Genomic DNA, 17,137 nt, shown 5'->3' with positions numbered 1-17,137 from the left:
CTTAAGCCTCGAACTTGTAGCCCAAGCCGCGGACCGTGACCAGCTGCTTCGGGCGCGACGGCTCCTGCTCGATCTTGGTGCGCAGGCGCTTGACATGCACGTCGAGGGTTTTGGTGTCGCCGACGTAGTCCGCGCCCCAGATGCGGTCGATGAGCTGGCCGCGGGTGAGCACGCGTCCGGCGTTGCGCATGAGGTACTCAAGCAGGTCGAATTCTTTGAGTGGCATGGCAACCGGCTGGCCGTCGACAAGCACGGTGTGGCGCTCGACGTCCACGCGGACGCGGCCCGCCTCGAGGATCTGGTCGTCCAGCTCATCGAGCTCTTCCACCTCGGGGCCGCGGCGCAGCACCGCGCGGATGCGGGCGACCAGCTCACGGGTGGAGTACGGCTTGGTCACGTAATCGTCCGCGCCGAGCTCAAGGCCCACGACCTTATCTATTTCGCTGTCGCGCGCGGTGACCATGATGATGGGCACGTCGGATTCGCTGCGCAGCTTGCGGCATACGTCTGTGCCGCTCATGCCCGGCAGCATGAGGTCGAGCAGAACCAGGTCGACGACTTCGTCGCTGAACAGCTCAAGCGCGGCCGTGCCGTCGGTGGCCAGCAAAGTTTCAAAGCCTTCTTTTTGCAGCAGGTAGGCCAGTGGCTCAGCCAAGGATTCTTCATCTTCAACGATGAGGATGGTCGTCATGGATTTCTCCTAGTCCTTCCTGTGTGCTGCGGGGGTGGAAGCAGGCTGATAGATCGGCAGCTCGATGGTGAACGTCGACCCAGTCCCGGGGCGCGACCACAACTTGATATTACCGCCGTGGTTGGCCACGACGTGCTTCACAATGGCCAATCCCAAACCAGTGCCCCCGGTCGAGCGGGAGCGCGCTTTGTCCACGCGGTAGAAGCGCTCGAAGACGCGTTTTTGATCCTCCGGGGCGATACCGATGCCGCGGTCAGTGACCCGCACCAGCACGACATCCTCGCGCACCACCTTCTGCGAGATGCTTACCGGTTGGCCGTTAGGCGAGTAATTGATCGCGTTAGAGACCAAGTTGGACACCGCGGCGGTGAGCAGGGATTGATCGCCCACCACCTCGATGCCGGTGGCGGGGCTGCGGGTCAGCGTGATCTCCCGGTTGTCGGCGGTGACCTGGTTGCGGGTCATTGCCTCATCGATAACGTCGTCGATGCGCACCGGCGACATTTCCGGGAGTGCCTCCGCGCCCTGCAGCTTGGACAGGCTGATGAGATCGGCGATCATGTCGCCCATGCGGTGGGATTCCTTGAGCAGCTTTTCGCCGAAGTGCTCCACCATCACCTCGTCTGACGGATCCTGCAGCAGCGCTTCCGCGAGCAGCGACATGCCACCGACGGGGGTCTTGAGTTCGTGCGAAACGTTTGCCACGAAGTCGCGGCGAGCGGATTCCATGCGCACGTTTTCGCTCTCATCCGTGGCGTACGCAATGACATACGCGTTGTGGGTGAGCGCAAGCGGCTTCACCACCACGGAGACGTTGCGGATGCGGCTGCCGGTGGCTCGGCGTGGCAGATCCAAATCAATGGTGTGGGTCTCGAGGTCATCGAAAGCCAGCTGGGCGGTGTCCCACACCTCGGGGTTGATCGAGCGGTCGTGCACGATCGACATGTCGTGCGCACGCGAGTTGGACATGAGTACGCGGCCACTGCGGTTCATGATCGCGATGCCGGTTGGAGATCCTTGCACCGCAAGGTTGAGCAGCTGGCTGACGGTGTTGACACGGCTTTCATCCTCGGTGAGGTGCTCGCGGTTGCGGTCACGCCACCGCGCGATGCGGTTGTACGCCCAGACCGCAAGCGCGGTGACAACGACACCGAGGAGAAAAGCGAGAAACGGTGACAAACTCGGGCTACTTTTGTCCTTGGTTCGCTACTGCGGCGGCGCCAGCTTCGGCAGCCTCCGGATCCAGGTAGGTGCCGCCCGGGTTGAGCACCTTGCCGCGCTCCCCGATCTCGTAAACCAGCGGCATGCCAGTCGGGATGTTCAGGCCGGCAATGTCGTCGTCGGAGATGTTGTCCAGGTATTTCACCAGCGCGCGCAGCGAATTGCCGTGCGCAGCGAGCATGACATTCTTGCCCTCAAGCACCTGCGGAAGAATCTCGGACTCGTAGTACGGCTGGAAGCGCTCGACAACGTCCTTCAGGCACTCGGTGCGCGGCACCTCGGGCAGGAACTGGTAACGCGGGTCGTCGGTCTGGGCGTACTCGTTGTCCGTCTCAATCTCCGGCGGCGGGGTGTCGTAGGAACGGCGCCATTCCATGAACTGCTCTTCGCCGTACTCCTCGCGGATCTCAGCCTTGTTCAGACCCTGCAGCTTGCCGTAATGACGCTCGTTCAGACGCCAGTTGCGCACCACCGGGATCCAGTGACGGTCGGCCGCATTCAACGAAATGTTCGCAGTGCGAATTGCGCGCCGCAGCAGCGAGGTGAAAACGATGTCCGGCAAGACATCCTTCTCCACCATGAGCTTGCCGGCATTGACCGCTTCGGCCTCGCCCTGCTCGGTCAGGTCAACGTCGACCCACCCAGTGAACTGGTTGGATTTGTTCCACTCACTCTGTCCGTGACGTACGAGAATTAGCTTTCCGTTACCCATGATTTCCAGCATGCCACGGTTTAGACTCGGGCGTCATGCGTCGCAAGATTTTCGCTCTCACCGCCAGCCTTCTCGTTACCGCTGCGATAGTCGCTCCGACCACCGCCGCAGCTGCCGAACCCGCACTCGCGGCCCCCGGAGGTCCGTTCCGAGTGCCGCCGAAGGATCCGCCGCAAACCGTGCCCTCTCCCGTGGGCGACCTGAAGGTACCGCCCGAAACTTTCGCCATGACCTGTTCACAGGGTCCCACCGGCACCCTCACCACACCGGACGGAAAAACGCAGCGCGTGATGCTCACCGCGTCACACTGCGTGAACACGATGCCGGGATTACCGGAGGTCAAGGGCGAGGTCTTCGTGCCGCTCGAATCCGGCTACGCCCGCATCGGCGAGCGCATCGCGTCGAACGTCATGCCGGAATCCACCTACGACTTATCGGATCCCATTCTCTCGGCCCGCACGGCCGACTGGGGCATTGTGCTTATCGACGACTCGGTCAACGCCACCCGGGTCTCCTTCTCGCGCGACTCGGACGGCGGGGTCTACGGCGAACCAGTCGAACTGACCGGCATCCGGGACCTGCCGACGCTTCAGCACGGGGAGATCGTCTTCGACAACTTTGGCCAGCCAATCTGCAAAGACGGCGCCACCTCCGGGCGCAGCTGCGGCACCCAGCTCGCGCGCACCCGCAACGGCATCTACAGCTGGGACCTCTATTACCTCGAGGGCGATTCCGGCGGGGTGAACTTCGACCCGCGCGACGGCGCGATTCTCGGCGTGACATCCATGGCACTTGGCCCACTGGGCAAGCTGCAGCCCGCGGACCGCATCCTGGAAGATGCCTACGGCATCCCCGACGGCGAGGTGAACAACTACTTTGTTCTCACCGATTCGACCGCACCGCACACGGCGTTCGTGCCATCGGGGGAGGAATCCGTGCGCATCGATGCTGAAATCAGTGCGATGAACCCGGACATCCAGCCTCCGGACGGCCGCGCCGAGCTGGAGACGGCCACCGCAAACGCACAGCAAGATGCGCGCCAACTCGGGGAGAAAGCCCTCGGCGGCAACATCGATCCGCGCGAGATCCAAAACACCGCGGAGCACCACGCGGGCGAGATTTCGAAGTGGGCTGACGTGGCATTGGCGCAGGAAATCAATTCCTGGCTCAATTAAGAAGGCGCTAAGAGCGCGCGGGAGCTCACGTGATTACGCTTGGGCGGCATGCATACACGTACTCTCGCGATCGCGGCCTGCGCCGCCGTTTCCGCCCTGCTCAGCCCAACAATTGCCGCCGCCCAAGAACCTGCCCTCGCGGCTCCGGGAGGGCCGTTCCGAGTCTTCCCTGCTGAAGCCCCGTCGACGATCACCGTGAACAAATACGGAGACCAGGTCAACGTTCCGCCAGAGGCTTCGAAGGGAGCGTGTTCGCAGGGCCCGATCGGCACCGTGCGCACTCCCAACGGGGAAACCCACCACGTCATGCTGACCGCCGCGCACTGCTTCTTGGCGATCGGCGACGGAGCCGGCGACCCCAGCGCTGCGCCAACTGGCGAAGTCTCCGTTCCAGTGGGCGAGTCGTACCAGCGAATCGGCCAGTTGACCACCCTCTCCCCGATTCCGCCGGAGATTTTGAACAGCGCAAACCCCCTCGACCCGCTGCGCGCGGTCGACTGGGCCGTAGTGAGCATCGATGAGGGCGTACCCACCAGCGCGGTGAGCGACTCTCGCGCCAAGGACGGCGCGAAGCTCGGGGAGCCGGTAGTACTTACCCACATCCGCGACTACCCGGCTCTTGCGCCCGGCGCGTTCGCGTTCGACAACTTGGGCCAGCCAATCTGCAAGGACGGCGCGACCAACGGCCGGGGCTGTGGCACCCAGGTCGCGCGGACCCATGACACGATCTACAGCGTGAACTTGGGGTACGACTCCGGCGATTCCGGCGGGGTGAACTTCGACCCGCGCGACGGCGCAATCCTCGGCGTGACTTCTGTGCACTTCGGCCCGATCTACAAGGCTCAGACCGCCGACTCAATCGTGGAGTCCGCGTACGGTGTGCCGGACGGGCAGGTCAACGACCACTTCACCGTCGATGCTTCCACCGCGCCGCACGCCGAGTTCACCACGCTTAACGACGAAAACTTCCGCATCGGCCAAGCAGTCCAGGAGCTCAACCCAAACCCGTCAATCACCGACCCGGATACTGAGTTGCGCAAGGCCACAGACGCAGCCCAGCAAGAGGCCACCCGCCTTGCGGATGACGCCGCGCGCGGCCAGATCAACCCGGAAGAGATCCAGCGGGCAGTCGAGCACCATTCCGGCCAGATCGGGTACTGGGGCGGCGAGGTCGCGGAGCTCAGGGTAGATGGCCTGATCGGCAGCACCCTGGACGAGATTCTGTTCTAAACGCGGGTTGAATCCCTCCTGTTAAACCCCGCCGGCCTGCCGGGTGTCGGCGCCCGGCACGAAGTGCTCCAGCGTCTCGGCGTAGACCGAGCGCAGCTCTTTGGCTGAAACGGCCCAGCTGAACTTCGCAGCGTGGCTGGTGGCGTTGAGCGCCATGCTCAGGCGCAAGGAGTCGTCGACAAGCAATTGCTCGATGGCCTGGGCCCAGGCGGGGGTCTCGTGGCCGTCGACAAGCAGCCCTGTCTCTCCCTCCGCAACGGCGAGCGGGAGGCCCCCGACGCGAGCAGCGACCACTGGGGTGCCTGTGGCCTGGGCTTCCACCGCAACAAGGCCGAAGCTTTCGTTGTAGCTGGGGATGGCGACGATGTCGGCGGCTTGGTAGACGCTGACGAGCTCCTGGGGCGGGCGCGGTCCGAGGAACCGGGTGATGGTGTCGATGCCTTCCTCGCGGGCGATGTCGCGGTAGCGCTGCTCACTCGCGCCGCTGCCGGACGCGCCGCCGCACATGAGCACGCGCAGCGGTTTGCTCACGTTGCCGCGGCGTGCGACCTCGCCCATCGCGCGCAGGAGGACCTGCGGGCCCTTGAAATCCTGCAGCCGCCCGACGAACGCGACGATCTTCGCGTGCACCGGGACGCCGAGCTCACGGCGTGCCCGTTCGGTGTTGCGGTTGGTGCCGGGGGTGTAAAGCTGCGTGTCGGCGCCGGGGCTCACCACCGCGATCTTCGCCGGGTCAACGTCGTAGAAGCGGGAGAGCTGGGTCGTCTCGTCCTCGGTGTTGACCACGAGGGTTGTCGCGTTGTCCACCAGCTGCTGCTCACAGATGCGGCGGGCTTCGGATTCGGTGGTGTCGCTGCCGGCGGCGTTCTTTACCGCAGCCCACGTGTGCCCAGTGTGCACCAGCGGCACGCCCACTAGATCCGCGAGCAGCCAACCGACCTGGCCGGAGAGCCAGTAGTGAGAGTGGATGAGGTCGTAGGTGCCGCCGTTGGCACGGGCGAATTGCACGATGCCGCCCGCGAACGCGGCGAGCTGGGTGGGCAGCTCCTCTTTGTCCAGGCCGTCATAAGGCCCGGCGACAATGTTGATCACGCGGTAGCCGGGCTCCACCTCCACGATCTCGCCCTGGCTGGGGCGTGTTGCGCGGGTGAACACGTCGACCTCTACCCCGCTTTTCGCAAGCTGGGCGGCGGTGTTGTGGATGTAGACGTTCATCCCGCCCGCATCACCCGTCCCCGGCTGCTCGAGCGGGGAGGTGTGCATGGAGATCATGGCGACGCGCATAGAGAAAGGGTAGCGCGGTTGGTCGAGGACGCTGCGCGTCTGACGGGGCTTTGGTTATGGGTTATGGGTTATCGCCGTTCCAACCACTGGAGCAGAGCGGACAGACCGATGGTGCCACCGAGCAGCACGGCACCGATCGCCGCAGAACCAATCAGAATGCCTACCCGCCGCGGAGTTACCCCCGATGCTTGCTCCCCAAAACGGATGGCCTGGGTAAGCGAAGCGATTCGCAGCTTTTCCGCCTGCACAGCAAGGCGGGGATCCTTGCGCGCCGCCGGGGTGGGTACCCGACGCGTATTTTCAGATTCGTTGTGGGTTTGCGTGGAAGACTGCGTTTCATTCGGCTCAGACATCGGAGCTTCAGCCCTTTCTTGTACTCGTACTACGTCAAATCTCGGATGAACTCAGCGATTGCCTCTTCAACAGGGCCAGGCTGCGGGGCCGCCGGCGGAGATTCAACGTGTGTCACAGTCACTGTTGGCGCAGTTGTTGGGGCCTGAGGGGCGGGTGCAGGCAAAGGTGTGGCCACCGGCGCGGGAGCGGCCGGGGGTGGCGCTGGCTGCGGTGCGACTTCCGGTGTCGGTTCTTCCTCCGGCGGGAAATAGCTCGTGGGCAGCGGAGGTAACTCACCCAATGGCGGGATCTGCTGGACCACTACATCGTCTTTAGCCGCCCCTGGCTCGCCACACCCAGTCAATATGAAGGCTGATGACGCTACCGCGCACATGCCGACAGCAACCTTACCTATCCAAGTTGCCTCGACGCGCACGCACGGTTGGCCAGGCTCAGTCAACTTCGTCTCTCCAGCTTTGCTCACGGTCTACCTCGAAAGCTCGCTTGCCACGCGGTGAACTTCCATGACTGCCTCCGGACTGTAGAAGAAACGCTTGACTCCTTCATCCCACCCCTCCGGGTTCGAAGGGTCCCCCGCCGCACACAAGATATGCGCGGCAGTCAACGCTGCATCGTCGATGTTATCTGGGTCAGGCGTGCGCCCTGGCTCTGGGCTTGCCGCGAACTGCTCCCAGCGTGACGGCATTATTTGCATCGGCCCGACTGCAACATCCTGGGTATCATCGCCATCCGTCGCACCACTATCAGTGTCCGAAACCACAATCGGCGGCAACTGCATCACTTCAAGGCCGCGAAGCTTTTCAGTCGTTAAACCGTCTTCACCTACCTCCGATCCTTCGACCCGCCCGTGATCCGAGGCGACCTGCCCAATCGCAGCAATGGTGGGCCATCCGACCGTGCATCCGGACTGCGACTCCACCTGCAAAGCTGCGTAGGCGTACGCCATCAACTGGCGTTCAGGAATGCCGTATGGTGCAGCGCGTTGACGGGACCAATCCGCGACCACTTCGATCTGGGGAAACCGTTGTGGCTCAGGCGGCTCCAAGCGCGGCGCGCACCCCAGAAGGGGCACTGTAGCTACGAGCGCGAAGCTGGTAAGTACCCGGCGATCACTTCGCATGCCTATGCCACGACCCAAAGTCCTCCGCCACAGTGGCAGCCAGCTGGCGGTATGCAGTCAAGGTGGGGCGCGCTAGCAGATCGATATCCACCACCGCTCCTTCAGCCAGGTGGCGGTCATACGGAATCACGTGAACTGCGCGGGTGCGCGCGCGGAAATGCTCAATCAGTTGGTCAAGATCCACGGTCGGCTTGCCCGGCGCAGAGGATGAAACCACCACAACTGAGTTTGCTGCAAGCTGGTCATACCCGTGCATTGTGAGCCAATCCAACGTCGCCGAGGCAGATTGTGCACCGTCAAGAGCAGGTGAAGTTACCAGCACTAGCGAGTTTGCAAGATCCAGAACTCCCGACATGGCCGAGTGCATCAACCCCGTGCCGCAATCGGTCAAGATCACGTTGTAGTGGTGCTGGAGAATGTCGATTGCACGCCGGTAGTCCAGTTCGCTAAACGCCTCCGAGACAGCCGGGTCGCGCTCACTTCCAATCACCTCCAGACGAGAGGTGGCTTGGTTGGTGAACGCGCGAACCTGGGGGTAGCGCGAGGTGTCACCTGCGTTCAATAGATCACGGATTGTGGCAGGGCCAGGTGCGGCGGCGCGTTGTGCCAAGGTACCGAGATCCGGGTTGGCATCGATTGCAATGACGCGGTCACCGCGTTCTTTTGCGAATACTCCTCCTAATGCCACGGTGGTGGTGGTTTTTCCCACACCGCCTTTCAGTGACATTACGGCGATCCGGTAATCCCCGCGCAGCGGTGCCCGCACAGCTTCCAGAAGCCGATCCTCTTCGAGCTCGGTACGGGAACCACCCGGGTTAACCTTTCCCGCTGACATGGAGTGCACCATCTTGCGCCACCCTTTCTTTGGCGCGGCCTTGACGGGGTTCACCAGATTGTCCTGACCAAGCGCCGTAGGCGGCTGCAGATCGACCTGTTCACGAGGCTCGGCGGGACCATTACTCGGCCCAGGGTGACCTGAGGCAAAACTGCTGCCCATTTGTTGTCCCATCTCTGATTGCTTCGGCTGCCCCGCTTGAGGCTGAGCGGGACGTGGCGCACCAACCCAAGGGCCACCCGAGGGCTGCGAAGGCTGTTGAGGGTCTTGGAGGGCCGGCTGCTGCGGTTGTTCAGCGCGTCGTTCAGGCTGTGCGTCTCGCTGCGCCGCAGCGTCGTTCTGCGATGGAGTGTCAGGCCGCTTCCCTTCGGGGCGTTGTTGGCTCCCCCAAACAGAGCTGCCCGTTTCCGACGTGTCTAAAGGAGCATCTTGTTCTGGCCGCCACCACACGTTTGAATTCTTCGCCGAGCGAGGAGGTTCATGGGTTTCCTGTTGCGCATGGCGCCCAACATCGCTTCGCCGTTGATCTCGCTGTGGCTGCTCTCGTTGCGGCCAAGCTCCCCCAGTCGCGGATCCAAAACCTGACTGATCGGGTTGGCCGACCTCTCGCGACGCCGGCGACTCTGTACCGCCGTAAGCTGGCGAATCTGGCCGAGAGAACTCGTTCGAATTTGTCCCCTCCCCGGCCTGGCTCGGATTGGAAACCCCAGGTGTGTTTGAAGGCTGCACCTGCAGCCATGAAGGAAGGTGCGGGTTGGAATCATCACGGTTAGTCATCTGGGGCTCCTTCGAAGTCTTTCCGCCTCCTCGTGGGTAACAGAGAGGCGAAGGTATCCTTAAAATAGTCTCAGAAAGATAATGGTAACGCCGGTTGTCCGGATGTCGAGTCTTAGGCGGTGACTGACACTTGGGTTTATCTTCCCTTCTTGCGGTTCCGCGTCGCCTCGTATGGTCGAACGCAGTGGCGCAGTCCCAGCGCAAAAGCCCGCAAGATACGGATCGCCCGGCGATTATTGCTGTCGCCTCGCTGAGCGAGCAGATGCTGACTACTCCCACCACAGCAGTCGTCGCAAACGTGCTCAGCGCCGCAATCCGCCTTCCGGTAGTCGCTATCGACGCCGATGGTCTCAATCAGCCATTGCGCGGTCCACTTGGCGCAGGCGACGGTGGCGACCTCGAGGGGCTGACCACATTGCCCGGATGGGGGCTACGCCGCACCACAATCGAGACTCACGCTGACACCGCAGGTAGCACCGTTCTCCTGAGTACTTCGCGCCGCTTCCCGCAGCCCCTCGAACCGGAGACGCTCCTTTCAGCGGTACGCCGAGCGGCGCACCGGTGGCCCGTGGCGGTGATTGATTTGCCATTCACCTGCGGTAGCGACGTGATTGCTACCGGCACTTCCATGGCCACCCATGTCTTGCTGCTGGCGGATAAATTCCACACCGACCACGCGTGGCTCTACCAACGCGGCCATCATCTCAGCGATGCTGCGCGTCAGGGTCGGGTAAGCGTGGTCAAGGTCGGCGCTACTCCCAGCGACTCCGATGCACCTGACACACTGACGCTACCCTCCCCTAAAGCGTCGACGACCGCGCGCGACCGTGTCACATTGCCAACTGACCCAGTCGCGGTTATTCAGTACAACCGCTTACTCACACGCCTTTATCCTGAGCAGAGACCGGGAGTCAAGTAAGAATCAAACCCGGCTATGTTGTCGCCCAGTAGTACTGATACAGCCCTTGCGCAGCGAGTATTCCCGGGATCACCGCCAGGCACACCAAGACATCAACGGTGTTAATTACCCGTGCAGCGCGGGCTGCTTGTACCTCATCGCGCTCACGCAGTTGCAGAGCCAACATGACTAGTAGCGCCACAGCCAACGTCAAGATCGCCGCGCCCCATATCCACGGCTCCGAGGATTGCGTGGGCGCCCACCAAACGGTCGGCTGCGCCAACGGGTGCCAATCGTTGCGGTACCAACGGACAAACGAGCCAGCTACTAAAGCCAGGGAAACAACGCCGACGAACGAGAGCACCCCCACAGCTCGAGCGTCGGCAAAGCCGTTCTGTCGCAGCAGAACCGCTGCCGTCAGCAGCAGCACAATGAGACCGTGCTGCCACACCGGGCTCGCGGACAAGCAAGCCGCCGCGGCGAGGGCGAGCCCGGCAGCAGCCCATGCGACTCCGCGACTCACTGCCTCAGCGCGACGCGCGTGCACACGAATCGTTTCACGGGCAACCGGGTCACCTGTGTCGTTTTGCCGAATCAGGGCTGGAAGGCCAGTTGCATTTAGCCCCATCGTGGGCGCAGCAAGCAGGAGGAAAACGGGCAACCACGCCGACCACGCGAAGATGGCAAAGATATTCGCGCCCAGCATGGTTCCGCCAGCTACCAGTGCGGCCCCCGCCGCAACGCCAAGAGCGGCGGTGATACCTGCCGTCCCACTTGCTGGTTCATTCCGCCCCGCAGCCCACACCGCTATTGCCGTACTCAACGCCACCGCGGCAACCGTCCAAGGCACTGACTGTTCCAGCGGCAGCTGCGCCAAAAACACGCGGGTGAGGAGCACAGTGGTGGCGGGCACGGCGTAGCCCAGATAGCGCATCCATTCGTGCTTGCGCCACAATGCCATGCCGAGCCCAATCGCTGCGGTTGCAACCACGATGCATATTTGGATCCACTGGGTAGCATCTAGCGGCAGTGTTGCGTTCCAGATTCCGGCTGCAGCAATAGCGCCAGCTGCGGCCAAACCCGCAACAAATGTTGCAAGTGCGCTGCTCGAGCGCATGCTGCCCGACCATCCCCACTGCGCCGCGTCGATCGTCGCCCGCACCTCTGCGATCGCATCGTCCACGAAAGGCGTGTGCGCGGCCTCTTCCCGCCGCGTGAGATGCAACCTGTCGCCGTCCTGGATTCCATATTCCGCCAAGGTGGCATGCGGCTCGATGGTGCCGACCTTGCTGGTTGAGAGCACCCACGTGTGGGTATCCGTCGTCGAAATTGCCTTCTGCGGATCCCCTGAATCATTGCTGGCTGCATCGTGGTTGAACAGATCAACAACGTCACCCACGATGTCCACCGCGGGACGACCCATGGGCAAACTCACGTCAAGTTGCCGGTCTGCGTAGAAAACGCTCACGCGGACGAAGGTGTCGCTCATGCCCCCTATCGTTTCATACCCGCCCTGATGCGACCGCGAAGTGCCTCTTAGTCAATTCTTACCGTGGCTTAGGATTAGTGCCCATGAGCACCCGCATTGTTCACCGCCCGGCGCGGCTACACCGCACCATCCCGGAAGAAAAACCGCTTGCTGTGGCGCAGGTACCCATGATTCGTGCACGCTCCGGCGGTAGTGTGATGACGCTGGTTATGCCGTTGGTCGCGGGCACGGGAATGGTGCTCATGATGATGTCTTCAGGCAACCCGATTCGCATGGTCATCGGGGGCATCATGTTCGTTGCCGTGCTCATTGGGGCGGTGGGCATGTTCATTCGGCAGCGCACAGGGTCACGCCGCCAGGCTGAGGAGGAGCGGACGCGATTTTTGGAGCACCTCACCGAGTTGGAGGAAGAGGTCCGTGAGGTAGCAGGTCAGCAGCAGGTCGAGGCATTGACTCGGCACCCGCATCCACGCTCGCTTATCGACGTCACCCGTGACCCGTATCGGCTCTGGGAGCGTCGAAAAGGTGATGAAGACTTCTTGGTCACTCGCATTGGCACGGGGGTTGGCAAACTGGCGCGTGGCATCGAGGTGCCAGCATCTTCGAACCCGATGCAGGTGCCGGAGCCGATTGCGCAGGCGCATTTGGATCGCATGATGCGCCGCACGAGCACCATTGACGGCCTGCCTATTGCCATTCCAGCGCGCGGGGTAGTTTCACTTGTCGGTGACCCTGAGTTAACGGCTGAGGCGGTGCGCGCAATGTTGGCTCAGGCTGCAGTATTTCACGCCCCGGACGACTTGCGTTTTCACTTGGCGCTGCCGACTGCGGATCACAGCGATGGATGGGCGGTGTGGTTTCCCCACCTGCTTTCCCCCGATCAGTTCGACGGGCCCATAGGCAAGCGCAACGTCTCTTATGACGAATCAAGTGCGGCGGAATTGCTCAGCGAGCTCGATGAACGCGCCGCGGAATTGAAAGAGCGCTCCCGGTATCAACTCACTGAGCTAGACCGACCGCACCTGCTGGTGGTTGTGAACATGGATAGTCCGCACGGCCGATTCATCAGTGACAGTGCCAGCACGATTCGCTCCCTCCACGCGGCGCGAGTCAGCGTGATAGCGACTTCCACCGTGCAGCATTTAGAGCCCACTCACGTCGACGTGCGAGTGCTGTTAGGGAAGGATCGTTCATTTCACGTGCAGCTGCTTGACCGTGGTGAAATCCGTGAACCCGCCGAGGGTGAAAAGGGCTACGCTGAGCGCGTCCTCTATGGTGGGGACCGCGGCACCCTCGATGAGGTCACACCGGCGATCACGGAATCGATCGCCCGCAGCGTTTCCCCCTTGCGTCTGGTGGAAGACGCGGCCCCTAATTCCACCTTGGAGCGCACGATTGCGCTCGACGACATGCTCGGCATCGGCAACTTCGCCACTTATGACATTGCCCAGGCGTGGGCAGCTCGACCGGAGCGGGACTTCCTCAACGTCCCATTTGGTATTGGCGCTGACGGAGAACCAGTTGAGCTGGACATTAAAGAATCGGCCAAGTCCGGCATGGGGCCGCACGGGCTTTGCGTCGGTGCGACCGGTTCGGGCAAATCCGAAGTCTTGCGCACCCTTGTCCTCGCGCAGGTGATTTGCCACCCGCCGGACCAGCTCTCGCTTGTTCTCGTGGACTTCAAAGGTGGTGCCACCTTCGCCGGGCTCGAACCGCTGCCGCACACCGCGGCAATCGTCGACAACCTCGAAGACGCAGCCGGTCTTGTTGATCGCCTCCACGATTCCATTCTCGGCGAGATTCAACGACGTCAACGTGTCCTCCAACAGGCGGGAAATCTCGCAAACGTCTCTGAGTACAATGCGCTGCGCGCCGAGGGCAAGGTGGATGATCCCCTGCCAGTGCTCTTTGTGGTGATCGATGAGTTCGGTGAGTTGCTTGCAGCGAAGCCGGAGTTCATCGATCTCTTTGTCCAAATCGGACGCATCGGACGCTCCATCGGGGTGCACTTGTTGCTCGCCTCCCAACGCCTGGAGGAGGGCCGTTTACGCGGGCTCGAGTCGTATCTGTCCTACCGCATCGGTTTGCGCACCTTCTCAGCGCAGGAGTCGCGCGCCGCGATCGGCACGACCGATGCCCACGAGCTGCCACCGATCCCCGGCTCGGGGTTCCTGAAAGTTGACCCAGACATATTTGATCGCTTCAAATCTGCTTACGTTTCAGGGCCGTACGAAGCTATCGAGCGCGCTCACGAGCTCGAACTGCCTCCAGTGCCAATGCCATTGCATCTGGCGAACACCACCGAAGATTGGCTGCGCGACCGTCAAGCTGCACATTCCAATGTGGTGGAGCAGCGCAATGCGGCCCGCAATGCGACAGATGAGCGGACCCAGACCACGCTTGAGTTGGTTGTCGGCCGTCTCACTCCAGCGGCAGAGAAAACCCGACAGATCTGGCTTCCACCGCTGCCTGCCACGTTGCCGTTGGAAAGCGCGGTAGGGCCGGTGGCGTTGTCATCTAAGCGGGGGCTGAGCGCGGCGCAGCAGGGCCAAATGGTGTTTCCGATCGGATTGAAGGATAAGCCGTTAGACCAGTGGCAAGGCCCGTTGGCCCTGGATCTTTCCGGCTCCGGGGGCAATCTTGCAATCATGGGCGCTCCACAGTCAGGCAAAACCACCGCGCTTCGCAGCTTGGTCACCGCCGCCGCACTCACCCACACGCCGCGGGAAGTGAACTTCTATCTCATCGACATGTCCGGTTCTGGATTGTCGTACCTCGAAGAACTCCCCCATGTTGGTACGGTGGCAACGCGTTTCGACGAAAATAAGGTGCGTCGCACCGTCGCCGAGATGGGCATGTTCCTCGCCGAACGAGAGCAGCTATTCTCTGCCAACCACATCTCCAACGTCCAGGAGCTCCGTAGCCTTCACAAAAGTGGCCTGCTTTCGAATTTGTCCGCCCCGGACATCGTGCTCGCCATTGATGGCTGGTCGACGTTGCGAAAGGACCATGAGGACCTGGCGGAACAGGTGGGCGACATTGCGCAGCGAGGATTAGCGTATGGCATCCACGTCATTTTCCTCACCGGTCGATGGGCCGATTTTCGCCTGCCACTGCAGGCGGTGATCGGTACCCGCTTGGAGTTGAGGTTGAACGATCCGATTGACTCAGCTGTGGGCAAGAAAGTGTCGGAGGGGCTGAAAGACCTCCCAACCGGACGGGTGGCTACCGCCGATGGTCTCTATAGCCAAATCGCGGTACCGCATTTAGAGCGTGTGCCCGGAGTCGTGTCAGAGACCTCTGCGCAAGAAACCGTCGCTGCAATCTCTGGCTCTTGGACCGCACCCGGGGCGCCCCAGGTCAGAATGCTGCCGGAATCGGTGACGCTCACCGAAATTCGACGCCGGTTCAAATCCGTGCCACCTGTGCGATTCGGCCTCACAGAAACAACGCTGGGACCTGCGACGCTTGATTGCGAAAAGGATGATCGCCTTGTCTTGCTCGCAGGAGAGCAGCAATCGGGCAAGACGAGTGCATTAGAGACCTACATTAAAGAAATCACCTTGGGTAGGCAGCAAGGCGACCTCATGATCGGGGTGTGGGATTTGCGGCGCGGTCTCCTCGACGCGGTGCCTCAAGAGTTCCTCGGTGGATTTGCGGCAACCCGCGAGGGATGTGAGACGTTGGCGAAGGGCATTGCAGCGGAGCTCACGCGGCGCTTGCCTGCGAAAGACATCACTGTGGAGCAACTGCGGGATCGCTCTTGGTGGACTGGGCCAGAAATCTATTGCGTTATCGACAACTATGAAACTCTTGAAGGCAGCGCGAACCCTCTGAAGCACCTTGTCCCGTTTCTCGGTCAAGCGGCAGATCTCGGGTTGCACATCATCACTGCGCGCCGCTCTGCCGGATATGCTCGAGCGAGCTACGACTCGTTCCTCCAGGCGATGCGTGAATCAAGCAGCACCACAATCCTGCTCTCGGGCGAGAGGCAGGAGGGTGCAGTCGCCCCAGGCATCTTCTTCAAGCGTCTCCCCCCTGGCCGTGCTCAGCGAGTGACCAATTCCGGAACGGCCGAAATGCTTCAGATTGCTTTACCCCGAGCGACAGAAGACATAGCTAGTTCACGAATATAAATGCCTTGCTTAGGCCATGATTAACATTCCGCGGTTTAGAGGTCGAATTTTCTCTTAGTGTGTTCTAAGGTCTCACTTCGATAACTAGTACCGGTTGCAACCGGGTTTTCCGAAGAACCCGAGTTGTGGCCCCGGCTGACAGGGGGTGTGAATTATGGGGACGCAGGCAACTGCGCTCAAGCCTTCGATGCAGTTACCGCCAGATGCACCGCGGCCCGATTTCCGGTGGACGGTAAGCCTGCCAACGACCTGGCGCATCATCGATCTGAACCCGGCTCGCACAGACGCTGTGATTAGCAATTTGCTTCGCGACGATGACCTGGTTCCGGGTGCACGCTTGAAGCGCAGCCATCAACGCGAAGTCAAGCAACAGATGATGGAGATGGCAACCCAGGCACGCGATGCAGGAAGCGTGCTTGCGCTGATTCTTCCCGGCGTTTTAGACGACACGGTCACCGCGGTAACACTGCTCATGCGCTGGGTCGATTCAGCCCCGACAAGCGCCAGTGTGCTCGGAGCGCAGAAACAGCTCGGTTCTCCCGAAGACTCAACCGTGGAGAAAACGAACCAAGGCGATCCATATTTGCTCTTCCACTCGCAGATGGAAGGTGGCCCGATCACACAGCGACGCACCCTTTACACGCATCAAGCGTTTATTCCGGCCCCCGGCACCACGTGGACGCTTGTGGTTTCCGCGACCGCGCCGAGCGCCGAGTCAAGCGACGGTGTCGAAGCAATCGTGCGACGTGTCGCCGCCAGCTTCGCCGTCGTCCCGGACGACACGCAGCTTACTTTCAATAATGATGACGATGCCGACGGCGCTAGTAGTGCTCAGACACCCTTTTCTCGGGTATGGCTGTCGGAGGAAGGTGAAGTGAACAATGCCCGGTAGTGACCATTGGCAGGTACCGGTTGCGCGGTTGGCGTCACTGGAGAAGACGATGTCGGACATTGAGTCGCGTGTCTCTGCTGTAGAAGATGGTGCTGATGATCTCAGCAACGCCGATGAAATCCACGGTGAGCGGATGGTCGAGGCTGTCGAGGCCTTCCTGCGGGAGTGGCGTCAATCTCGTCGAACATTGCTGAAGAACGTGACGCTGCTAGGTGAGGCCTCAGCCACGATCGCGACAGCCGTTGAAGGACACGACGAGGAAATCGAGGGGTCTTTGAAGGAGATGGCCAACAGCATCCGCCCTGAGGCTCAGGGATAGCTCC

Annotated in this window: 14 protein-coding genes; 6 read left to right on the top strand and 8 right to left on the bottom strand. The window is 61.8% G+C overall.

The window, feature by feature from the left end; genetic code table 11:
- Position 1: 1 nt before the first annotated feature.
- From CGLAUT_RS01260 to CGLAUT_RS01250, 3 genes are read right to left on the bottom strand one after another with little or no spacing between them, the layout of a single operon-like run.
- Positions 2 to 691, bottom strand: a complete 690-nt coding sequence (locus CGLAUT_RS01260; RefSeq protein WP_290185791.1) for a response regulator — start codon at positions 689 to 691, stop codon at positions 2 to 4.
- Positions 692 to 700: 9 nt separating this feature from the next.
- Entirely contained in the window at positions 701 to 1,870 is a 1,170-nt protein-coding gene (locus tag CGLAUT_RS01255) for a sensor histidine kinase (RefSeq protein WP_095659124.1), read from the bottom strand.
- A 7-nt stretch (positions 1,871 to 1,877) separates the two neighbouring features.
- Positions 1,878 to 2,624, bottom strand: a complete 747-nt coding sequence (locus tag CGLAUT_RS01250) for a phosphoglyceromutase (protein ID WP_095660964.1) — start codon at positions 2,622 to 2,624, stop codon at positions 1,878 to 1,880.
- Positions 2,625 to 2,659: 35 nt separating this feature from the next.
- On the opposite strand from CGLAUT_RS01250, the gene CGLAUT_RS01245 reads away from it, so the two are divergent.
- Together CGLAUT_RS01245 and CGLAUT_RS01240 are read left to right on the top strand one after the other, a co-directional pair.
- Positions 2,660 to 3,799, top strand: coding sequence for a chymotrypsin family serine protease (locus CGLAUT_RS01245; RefSeq protein WP_095659123.1), 1,140 nt, complete (start codon positions 2,660 to 2,662; stop codon positions 3,797 to 3,799).
- Between the two features lie 48 nt (positions 3,800 to 3,847).
- A complete protein-coding gene (locus CGLAUT_RS01240; RefSeq protein ID WP_095659122.1) occupies positions 3,848 to 5,029 on the top strand; it encodes a chymotrypsin family serine protease in 1,182 nt (393 codons plus the stop codon).
- Between the two features lie 21 nt (positions 5,030 to 5,050).
- Here the strand turns inward: CGLAUT_RS01240 and mshA are convergent, their stop codons facing one another.
- From mshA to CGLAUT_RS12180, 4 genes are all read right to left on the bottom strand, one after another.
- Positions 5,051 to 6,313 carry a D-inositol-3-phosphate glycosyltransferase gene (gene mshA, locus CGLAUT_RS01235; RefSeq protein ID WP_095659121.1) on the bottom strand — a complete coding sequence of 421 codons (1,263 nt, stop codon included), beginning with the start codon at positions 6,311 to 6,313 and terminating at the stop codon, positions 5,051 to 5,053.
- Positions 6,314 to 6,381: 68 nt separating this feature from the next.
- Positions 6,382 to 6,666: a hypothetical protein gene (locus tag CGLAUT_RS01230; RefSeq protein WP_095659120.1), complete on the bottom strand. Its 285-nt coding sequence runs from the start codon at positions 6,664 to 6,666 to the stop codon at positions 6,382 to 6,384.
- 467 nt (positions 6,667 to 7,133) lie between these two features.
- Entirely contained in the window at positions 7,134 to 7,712 is a 579-nt protein-coding gene (locus CGLAUT_RS01225; protein ID WP_290185786.1) for a lysozyme family protein, read from the bottom strand.
- Positions 7,713 to 7,776: 64 nt separating this feature from the next.
- Complete coding sequence (locus CGLAUT_RS12180) at positions 7,777 to 8,784, bottom strand: nucleotide-binding protein (protein ID WP_095659119.1); 1,008 nt, start codon at positions 8,782 to 8,784, stop codon at positions 7,777 to 7,779.
- 799 nt (positions 8,785 to 9,583) lie between these two features.
- Here CGLAUT_RS12180 and CGLAUT_RS01215 point away from each other — a divergent pair.
- Positions 9,584 to 10,318, top strand: a complete 735-nt coding sequence (locus tag CGLAUT_RS01215; RefSeq protein ID WP_095659117.1) for a hypothetical protein — start codon at positions 9,584 to 9,586, stop codon at positions 10,316 to 10,318.
- Positions 10,319 to 10,331: 13 nt separating this feature from the next.
- Here the strand turns inward: CGLAUT_RS01215 and CGLAUT_RS01210 are convergent, their stop codons facing one another.
- The gene (locus CGLAUT_RS01210) at positions 10,332 to 11,786 is read right to left on the bottom strand and encodes an EsaB/YukD family protein (RefSeq protein ID WP_095659116.1); all 1,455 of its coding nucleotides are present in this window, start codon (positions 11,784 to 11,786) and stop codon (positions 10,332 to 10,334) included.
- Positions 11,787 to 11,869: 83 nt separating this feature from the next.
- On the opposite strand from CGLAUT_RS01210, the gene eccCa reads away from it, so the two are divergent.
- The 3 genes from eccCa to CGLAUT_RS01195 all read left to right on the top strand — a co-directional run bounded on the left by eccCa (position 11,870) and on the right by CGLAUT_RS01195 (position 17,133).
- Positions 11,870 to 15,922 (top strand): type VII secretion protein EccCa, encoded by a 4,053-nt coding sequence (gene eccCa, locus CGLAUT_RS01205; RefSeq protein ID WP_095659115.1) that lies wholly within the window; start codon positions 11,870 to 11,872, stop codon positions 15,920 to 15,922.
- 154 nt (positions 15,923 to 16,076) lie between these two features.
- On the top strand, positions 16,077 to 16,814 hold the full coding sequence (locus CGLAUT_RS01200) for a hypothetical protein (protein WP_095659114.1): 738 nt from the start codon (positions 16,077 to 16,079) through the stop codon (positions 16,812 to 16,814).
- A 49-nt stretch (positions 16,815 to 16,863) separates the two neighbouring features.
- Entirely contained in the window at positions 16,864 to 17,133 is a 270-nt protein-coding gene (locus CGLAUT_RS01195) for a hypothetical protein (protein WP_157731223.1), read from the top strand.
- The last annotated feature ends 4 nt before the right edge of the window (positions 17,134 to 17,137 follow it).

Origin of the sequence: Corynebacterium glaucum (genome assembly GCF_030408855.1) — a bacterium.
GTDB lineage: Bacteria > Actinomycetota > Actinomycetes > Mycobacteriales > Mycobacteriaceae > Corynebacterium > Corynebacterium glaucum.
This window is presented reverse-complemented; position numbering and strand designations above follow the sequence as displayed.

What these genes read in the sequence shown, in the direction of transcription:
- CGLAUT_RS01260 (WP_290185791.1), bottom strand. Translation starts at nt 691, where the DNA reads ATGACGACCATCCTCATCGTTGAAGATGAAGAATCCTTGGCTGAGCCA.
- CGLAUT_RS01250 (WP_095660964.1), bottom strand. Translation starts at nt 2,624, where the DNA reads ATGGGTAACGGAAAGCTAATTCTCGTACGTCACGGACAGAGTGAGTGG.
- CGLAUT_RS01245 (WP_095659123.1), top strand. Translation starts at nt 2,660, where the DNA reads ATGCGTCGCAAGATTTTCGCTCTCACCGCCAGCCTTCTCGTTACCGCT.
- CGLAUT_RS01240 (WP_095659122.1), top strand. Translation starts at nt 3,848, where the DNA reads ATGCATACACGTACTCTCGCGATCGCGGCCTGCGCCGCCGTTTCCGCC.
- mshA (WP_095659121.1), bottom strand. Translation starts at nt 6,313, where the DNA reads ATGCGCGTCGCCATGATCTCCATGCACACCTCCCCGCTCGAGCAGCCG.
- CGLAUT_RS01230 (WP_095659120.1), bottom strand. Translation starts at nt 6,666, where the DNA reads ATGTCTGAGCCGAATGAAACGCAGTCTTCCACGCAAACCCACAACGAA.
- CGLAUT_RS12180 (WP_095659119.1), bottom strand. Translation starts at nt 8,784, where the DNA reads ATGGGCAGCAGTTTTGCCTCAGGTCACCCTGGGCCGAGTAATGGTCCC.
- CGLAUT_RS01210 (WP_095659116.1), bottom strand. Translation starts at nt 11,786, where the DNA reads ATGAGCGACACCTTCGTCCGCGTGAGCGTTTTCTACGCAGACCGGCAA.
- eccCa (WP_095659115.1), top strand. Translation starts at nt 11,870, where the DNA reads ATGAGCACCCGCATTGTTCACCGCCCGGCGCGGCTACACCGCACCATC.
- CGLAUT_RS01200 (WP_095659114.1), top strand. Translation starts at nt 16,077, where the DNA reads ATGGGGACGCAGGCAACTGCGCTCAAGCCTTCGATGCAGTTACCGCCA.
- CGLAUT_RS01195 (WP_157731223.1), top strand. Translation starts at nt 16,864, where the DNA reads ATGTCGGACATTGAGTCGCGTGTCTCTGCTGTAGAAGATGGTGCTGAT.